We start from the raw sequence: 7,185 nt of genomic DNA, 5'->3' as shown, positions 1-7,185 counted from the left end.
GATGAAGATCTTGGGTTCTGGCCCTGTCGCGTGAGTGGTAGGGCCAGAACCCAAGATCTTCATCAGTCTTCTAGGGCGTGCACCGAAAGTGGATCAAGGAGTGGTTGAGCAATCGCGGGCGGAATGAGGCGATCTCGCCCCGATCTGGCCCACCTGGCACCCCATCCGACGGGCCAGGCTACCGACCTGGCAGAAAGTGCCTGATCACACAGGGGGTGCGGGTGTTATGGTCCCTCGCATGGCTGAACTGATCGCTCCCACGGGACGGCTGCGTTCCTCGTGGCTCACGGCGCGTGACGAGTGGCAGGCTGGTGCTCACCAGGACGGGGCCGGTTTGCGTCTGGTCGGTGACGATGACCTCGACAGCCCGGAAGGGTTCGCCTCATGGGTCGAGCGACTGCGACAGCAATCGGACCGGTCGCTGCCTGTCGGGGAAGGACGCGTTCACGCTACCCACTGGTGGATTGTCGACGGCGAGACGTACCTCGGGGCCATCGACCTTCGGCACTATCTGAACGCCTTTCTGTTGGAAGGCGGCGGAAACATCGGCTACAGCATTCGGCCTTCCGCCAGGAGACGCGGACTGGCCTCGTGGGCGCTGGGAGCGGTTCTGCTCAAGGCGCCGGCGCTCGGTCTGGACCGGGTCCTCCTCACCTGTGACGACGGCAACGTCGGCTCGGCGCGCACCATCGAAAGCAACGGCGGCGTCCTCGAAGATGTACGCAGCACCGAAACCGGGGTCAAGCGCCGCTACTGGATCACTCTCAACGACGCTGGTCACAGCCATTCACTAATAGCCGCGACGAGGACGGTCGCCTCGTAGCAGACCGCGCGTGTCGTACCTCGTGACCTCGGCGCGGTGTCTTTTGAGGGGATTGATACCGCACTCGACCGCGCGTGTCACCTTGTGGTCCTCGGAGTCGAACTTCGGCGGACGGCCGCCGAGCGAGCCGCGTTCCTCGCGGTTGCGGGCCTGGTCGGCCTTGTCCGGGATGGTGCAGCGGACGCCGCGCCACCGCAGGTAGGCGGGGTTCTTCCGGTGGGCGTACGCCTTGTCCGCGCGCACCCGCCTCGGCCGGGCGTGCGGCCTGCCCGGCCCCGGGCGGGGCACCCGGCCGGGGCCGGCCTCGAACTGCAAGGGGTCCCCGCGCTGCCCGGCGATAATCACGATGGACATGGGTTTCTGCCCCTGCTCGACGCCCAGGTGCAACTTGGCGGTCAGCCCGCCGCGCGAGCGTCCGAGCCCGTGGTCGTCCGGCTCGACGGCGGCGCCGCCGGGCGGCTCCTTCTGAAGGCCCCCCTTCTGCCCGCAACGCTACAACCGCCGCCTCCAGGGAGTTCTCTGCACCTCCGCGCTGTTCAGCATCCGACGGTCCGAGGAATCCCGCCGGTTCTACGACCGCAAACGCGCCCAGGGCACGCCACAGCCAAGCCGTCCTCGCCCTCGCCCGCCGCCGCGTCAATGTCCTCTGGGCCCTCCTGAGCAAGGGACGGTGCTGCGGGCTCACGCCACCCGTCGCGCTCGCGGCTTGGCAAACGGCATGAGGAATCGGTGGCGCAGCGACCTACTCGTAGATCCGCGCGGCTGAGAGCTGCAGGGCTACGGATCTCCATGTGACGGGTTCGAGTTGCGCGTGAAGTGGTGAGTTGGCGCCCACCCAAGCGGCCCAGGCGCCGAGCCAGTCGTAAAGGGTGCTGTGCGCCCAGCTGCCTCCATCGCCTGCCCATTGACCACGGTCGATCTTTGCCTGGCACTCCGCTTCGTCCCGAGCGAAGTCGGCGGCGAGCGTCGCCACATACCTCCGCAGGTCGCGGGGCGTGTCGACTTCGTTCGGTTCGATTTCGGAGTCCGCGAGCACGAGGTTGAAGCCCGGCGATGTCGTGCGGACGGTGTCCAGTTGGTACGCCAGTCCTTGCCAGCCGGGTCGGTCGGGTGCTTCTTCGTGAAGCAGGTCGGTGCCGTCGAGGCGGCCGCCGAGCAGGCGGGCCCACCCCCACAGGAGACCGTTGATGGTCCGGTTGGTCCAACGGCTGACCGTCGGCGGCTCTGCCTCCTGGCCGCTGCACGCCTGCTCGCAGTCGAAGGCCAAGAAGTCGAGGTAGGCAGCGAAGTCCTGCCGGGACTCCACCTGCTGCCAGGAGTCGATGCTTCGGGATGCGGACACATCGAGAGGCTATGGGCCACCCTGGCCGGCGTCGACCAGATTGTTTGAGACGGCTCGCCATGAGCTTCCGGAACTGACCACGCTTGAAACTCGGCACGTGAACGAGCTGATGCACATGCGATCTCGCTCCGGTTGGTCGCGACTGAGGGACTGGACGGCCTGCGCTCACGGACCCGAATGGGTGTGCGCTGCCCACAGCGTGGGGGTGCCGGGGTACCGATCCCTCAGGCGCCACGTGGCGTAATGCAGGGCGTGGGCGCTGCGCTCGACCTGGGCGGGACCGTTCCGTTGTCGGTGAGATGGCCGTAGAAGTCCATCGCCAGCTCGATGGCGGCACGGTCGCCGACGGACCACAGGGTACCGACGACATGTCGATGGCCCGCGAGCTGGAACGCGGCCGTGATGTGGAGCGCTTCGCCGGCCAGTCTGGCAGCGGTGACGCTGGTTTCTCAGGCGGCCAGGTAGGCAAGCGCGACGTTCAGATGAAGGTTGCTGATGTCCGTGACGGTCAGCGGTGCGCGGGCGTGGTCGGGCAGGATCAGCCGACTGCGCCCGGGGTCTGTTTCATCGGCCAGTGCATGGCAGGCGAAGTGCGCGATCTGGTGTCCGTGCAGAGCCTCCAGAACCTTGTCGCGAGTCGGATCGGCCAGCAGATGAGCACCAGGGATGAGCGCGCTGATGGCATCGCGTCTCCCCGCTGACTCCGGGCAGTGGGCTGCCGGGAGTGTCGGGCACCGGTACGACCACGGTGGTCGGCGCCCGCGGCGCCGGCGCCGCGGGCGCGTGCGTGTTCCAGGGCGCCGACCGTGGTCGTGTACGACGAGACGACGCGGTCCAAAACCGTGCGCGGGGCCGCCGGCCCGCCCGGGCCCGCGCCGCGGTGCTCGGCGTGGTACCCGGCCGCATGCAGCGGGAGGAAGGCCATGATGCCGACGGGACACCACCAGAGCCTGGGCCATGGCTCGTCGGCGACGGGGCAGGACGTGTGGCCCACCCGGGTCAGGACCGGTTCTGCGACGACGTCCCACAGCCATTCCAGGACGTCGAGGATCTCGCGTCGGCCGTGATCCGCCGCTGAGGATCGATCCCCGGGTCCGCGGCATCCAGGTGAGCCGCGCGCAGCCGGTCCGCCTGGTCGTACGCCTTCCCCTGCGTCAGCCCCGGTAGGGGCACGGCCTGGACGGGCGAGTCGGCCTCCGCGGTCAGGATGAGGGCGTCACAGCGGGTGCTGCTGGTGCTGCTGGTGCTGACGAAGACGACGGCACCGTCCTGGGCCTGGCGCGCCAGCCGTGCGGCGGTCGGCGCGCGCAGGAAATCACCGAATCCGGGCCGCTGCCTGATCTGCCCGACCAGATCCTGCCAGGCCTGGTGCGCTTCGATGCGCATCTCGGACAGCTGCCACCCCGATGTCCCGACTGGCTCGCCCATGCCGCGCTCTGGGGATTCCCACTCCCCCGCCGGACTCGGCGGATCCAGCTGAGCCGGCTGAACGAACTGCCCGCTGAAGCGGCGGCAGCCGCCTTGCACGCGGGTCAGGCCGTCCGAGCGGTCAAACTGCAACTCCTCGAACGGACGCGCGGGATTCTCGCCGCCGACCTACTGGCGCGACGGATCGCGCCGCCGAGACCCGTCAGGCACAAGGGCCGGTTGGGGTCGTCCGGGCCGGCCAGGACCACGGACTCCCTGCCGGCCTCCACCGCTTCCTCCAGGTCGGCCATGTTCGCGGTGCGTTCGAACAGGCGCTGCAGAGCGGTGCTGAGATTGTTCAGGTACGGCGGGCGCTCGGGCCCGCGCCCCCGGACCGCCTTGGCTCAGCCCAGCGCGTCCATCAGGGCGGTGACATAGGCATCCAGCCGCTCCTCCACGGCTCGCGCCGTCAGCTCTGTCCTCCCTGCCTCCCGCCATGGCCGCGAAACCAACTGCACTTCTTCTGAGAACGCCAGCCCGTCCCGCACCTGCCAGTACAGCCGCTCGCTCGCGGCCGCGGCCAGCACCCCGCCCGCCTCCTCATACGCCTCAGCGAATCGCAGACCCCATGCCGGGCCGTGCAGCAGCGCGAGATTGGTGGAGCAGTGCGCCACGTCGAGATCCGCCGGGCCCCAGGAGGTCCCTGCCCAGTCGACGACGCCGGTGATCCGGGCATCTTGCGGCCTTGGGGGCGGCACGTCGAACAGCACGTTGCCGGGTTGGAAGTCCCGGTGCAGGAATCGCCCTTCATAGGGCGGCGGGGGCTTGCGGATCACGTCGATCGCCGCGGCCCATGCCGCCGCGTCGGCGCCCTTCGGAACGACGACGGTGTCGGCGGTCGTCAACGTCACATACCCCCGGGGCCGCTCGGCAGGTCGCAACGCGTGGATCGCCACGAGTTGACGGGCCAGCAGAGGGACGCGCGTCTCCACTCCCTCGTCGTCGAGGACCGTCCGGCCCGCCAGATGTGTCATCAGGAGCGACGGATACTCGCAATGCGCGGCAGTCGGATCAACCTCGACCAGCCCAGGAGCCGGCACACCGGTCCCCGTCAGCAGGGTCAGGGCGCCGGCCTCCCTGTTCAGCCAGTCCTCGGCGTGCTCAACGCTGACGAAGGTCCGCAGCACCAGGTCACGGGTGCCTCCGTCCCGTGTGCCGATGGTCAGCCTCCGTACTTCGGCAGTGATGCCGCCGTGCAGCGCCTCGATTCTGACGATGCGTTCGCCAACCGCCAAGTGCCTGCTCACCCAAGCCAGTGTCAACGGTCGGACAGCCGCCGCCTCATCGTGGTTGGTCACCGTGCCACCTCATCATCCGGACGGCGGCACGCGCAAAGGCTTTCTTTGGAGGCGATGGCCGTGCTGCTCTGCTCCTCTCGCAGCTGTCGCAGGCACCGTTCAGGCGCTTGCATCGAGCCGTGGCCCCAGCCTGGAAAGTCCCCGTTCAGCGGACTCTGGCATTGATCGCGGGGAGCCGTCTCGACCACACCCGGCGTACCACGGCGGGGCGTACCCCGGCTCGCGGTCCGGATTCGAACGGCCTCTTCGCGGAGCCCAACGCCCAGCCGGGGTGGTGGCGTGCTCACTTGATGGCTTGGAGGATTGCCGAGTGCCGGCCATGCTGGGGGCTGTCCTTGCCGGGTGGTACAACATCGACCGTTGCTCACCACTCACACGCCTTCCGGAGGGACGAGCCCGCCATGGACGAGATACAGGTCGAGGTGACTGACGGCCCGTTCGCAGGTCTGCCGGCGGTTCTCATCTCCCACATCGACGACCAGGTACGGGTTCAAGTCACCATATTCGACCGGCAGATACCGCTGGACCTGCACGTCGACCAGATTCGCATCGCCGGAACCGCACCGCCAGAAGAACTGGGCACGACGGATGCCGCCAGCAGCTTTCACGCCTCAATGCGTGAACAGATCGTCGCGGAGCATGAGCGGCTCACTGCAGCGGAGGCGTTCACGTTCTTCCTGGAACGCGTCGACGCACCCGAGACCGACCTGGCCCGCGAGTGGGACGCCTACCTGGCCCACCGGGACGAGACGCGGACCCGGGCAAAGGAACGCATGCAAGCCGCCCTGGAGCGGTTCGATCGGCAGCTCGCCTCGCTGCCGATCGACGAGGCCAGGCAGGTCATCGCCAGTGACGCCGCGTTCTGGCAACCGGGTACCCTCGCGGTCCGGGACCAAAGTGTCCGGTTTCCCGAATGCGGGACCAACCCTGAAGAGCGCGTCCTCGCTGCCATCTTCGGCGAGCAACTTGACGAGCCGCGCGTCTCGCCTCGAGAGCAGGCGCGCCGGCGTCTCGAACAGGCGCGGCTGGCGGCCGAGGAACGGGACTACGAGTGGTGGAAGGCGAACCTGTCCCCCGACGAGCAGCGCGCCTACCCCTCGAGGGGAAACCCCGCCCGGTACGCGTACGCTCGGGCTCCACGCCACGATGTCAGCCTGCCCCCCGAGCGCAGCGTCGAATGGGCCATCCGATCCAAGACCGGCGTCAGCAACGGCCCTATCCCCCGGGAGGCACTCGACGCGGTGGACGGGCTGAGCCTGACGCTGCACCGGCCTGCTGACCTGACACCACTGGGGCAGTTGCACAACCTGCGGTGGCTGTCTGTGCACTCGAGTGTCTCGGTCGACCTTGTGACACTCGTCTCGGTCCTGCGTCCGGCCCGGGCACTACAGGACCTGTCGATCGATGCCCCGGTCCGCGACATCACTCCGCTCGCCCAGCTCACTCAGCTGCGGAACCTGCGGCTGGAGCACACCCATGTCACCGACATCGCACCCCTGGCCAATCTGACGCGACTGTCCGACCTGTCCGTCTGCGACGGCCCGCTGGCCGACCTCACCCCACTGTCCGGACTGTGCCTGACCCGTCTGTACGTCTACCGGACGCGGGTGAGTGACCTGTCGCCGTTGTCGGGAATGGCGACGCTGGAAGTGCTCGGCCTGGTCGGCTGCCCGGTCCGGGGCCTGACAGTGGTCACCACCCTGCCCGCGTTGCACTTCGTCAACCTGCGCCGAACCCCGATCACAGACCTCGGTGACCTCCCCGAACAGGCACCCGGCGTCACCTTCGAGGGCGTGGGTGCGGACACCCTCGATGAGTCGTGCCCCGAGCACACCACGGCGCCATGCACCATGCGCGGTGCACCGGCAACCCCTGTCTCAGACGTCGTGGCGGCCGACCTGCGCGCCGCGTTCCACGCCGCCGGGGACGACTATGTCCGGCGAGGGCAGGTTGAACGGGCGATGCTGGCTGGCCGGCGCCTCGACCTGGTCCAGGAGATCATCAGCAGCGGCCCCGACAGCCGCCTTTCGACCGTGGTAGGACTGCTCCTGCGCGGCGGTGTAGGGGACATTCCGTTCCCGGACAACCCGTGGGGAATCCCACCTGGCGCCGGCCTGACAGAGACGCTGACCCAGGTGTGGGCGCCCGTCGCCGGCTTCGCCCCCCCCGTTATGTTCTTCGCGGTCCTGCAAGAGGGCCGCTGGCCTCCGGGCCCGGCATGACTGTTCCCCCCTGTCGAAGGCATGACCTGGGGG

At 68.7% G+C, this 7,185-nt stretch carries 6 protein-coding genes and 2 pseudogenes; 3 read left to right on the top strand and 5 right to left on the bottom strand.

Annotated features, from left to right (window positions below; all coding sequences use genetic code 11):
• The first annotated feature begins 238 nt into the window (after window positions 1–238).
• Window positions 239–823: a GNAT family N-acetyltransferase gene (locus ACWDSL_RS50665; protein WP_450496201.1), complete on the top strand. Its 585-nt coding sequence runs from the start codon at window positions 239–241 to the stop codon at window positions 821–823.
• Here the strand turns inward: ACWDSL_RS50665 and ACWDSL_RS50660 are convergent.
• Entirely contained in the window at window positions 791–1,177 is a 387-nt protein-coding gene (locus ACWDSL_RS50660) for a hypothetical protein (protein ID WP_450496199.1), read from the bottom strand. The two genes, ACWDSL_RS50665 and ACWDSL_RS50660, sit on opposite strands and share 33 nt — an antisense overlap.
• 130 nt (window positions 1,178–1,307) lie before the next feature.
• Between ACWDSL_RS50660 and ACWDSL_RS50655 the strand changes: the two are divergent.
• Window positions 1,308–1,545: pseudogene (locus ACWDSL_RS50655) on the top strand (IS110 family transposase); the annotation flags it as partial.
• Between the two features lie 20 nt (window positions 1,546–1,565).
• Here ACWDSL_RS50655 and ACWDSL_RS50650 read toward each other — a convergent pair.
• The 4 genes and pseudogenes from ACWDSL_RS50650 to ACWDSL_RS50635 form a co-directional block, all read right to left on the bottom strand.
• The gene (locus ACWDSL_RS50650; protein WP_450496197.1) at window positions 1,566–2,165 is read right to left on the bottom strand and encodes a hypothetical protein; all 600 of its coding nucleotides are present in this window, start codon (window positions 2,163–2,165) and stop codon (window positions 1,566–1,568) included.
• A gap of 224 nt (window positions 2,166–2,389) precedes the next feature.
• Window positions 2,390–3,124: pseudogene (locus tag ACWDSL_RS50645) on the bottom strand (CHAT domain-containing protein).
• Window positions 3,125–3,164: 40 nt separating this feature from the next.
• A complete protein-coding gene (locus ACWDSL_RS50640) occupies window positions 3,165–3,593 on the bottom strand; it encodes a hypothetical protein (RefSeq protein ID WP_450496195.1) in 429 nt (142 codons plus the stop codon).
• A gap of 383 nt (window positions 3,594–3,976) precedes the next feature.
• Window positions 3,977–4,930: a phosphotransferase family protein gene (locus ACWDSL_RS50635; protein WP_450496193.1), complete on the bottom strand. Its 954-nt coding sequence runs from the start codon at window positions 4,928–4,930 to the stop codon at window positions 3,977–3,979.
• Between the two features lie 401 nt (window positions 4,931–5,331).
• Here ACWDSL_RS50635 and ACWDSL_RS50630 point away from each other — a divergent pair, with 401 nt between their 5' ends.
• Window positions 5,332–7,152 carry a hypothetical protein gene (locus ACWDSL_RS50630; protein WP_450496191.1) on the top strand — a complete coding sequence of 607 codons (1,821 nt, stop codon included), beginning with the start codon at window positions 5,332–5,334 and terminating at the stop codon, window positions 7,150–7,152.
• The last annotated feature ends 33 nt before the right edge of the window (window positions 7,153–7,185 follow it).

This window comes from Streptomyces sp. NPDC000941 (assembly GCF_053599555.1).
The sequence above is the reverse complement of the archived record's forward strand: the minus strand, read 5'-3'. Positions and strand labels throughout refer to the sequence as shown.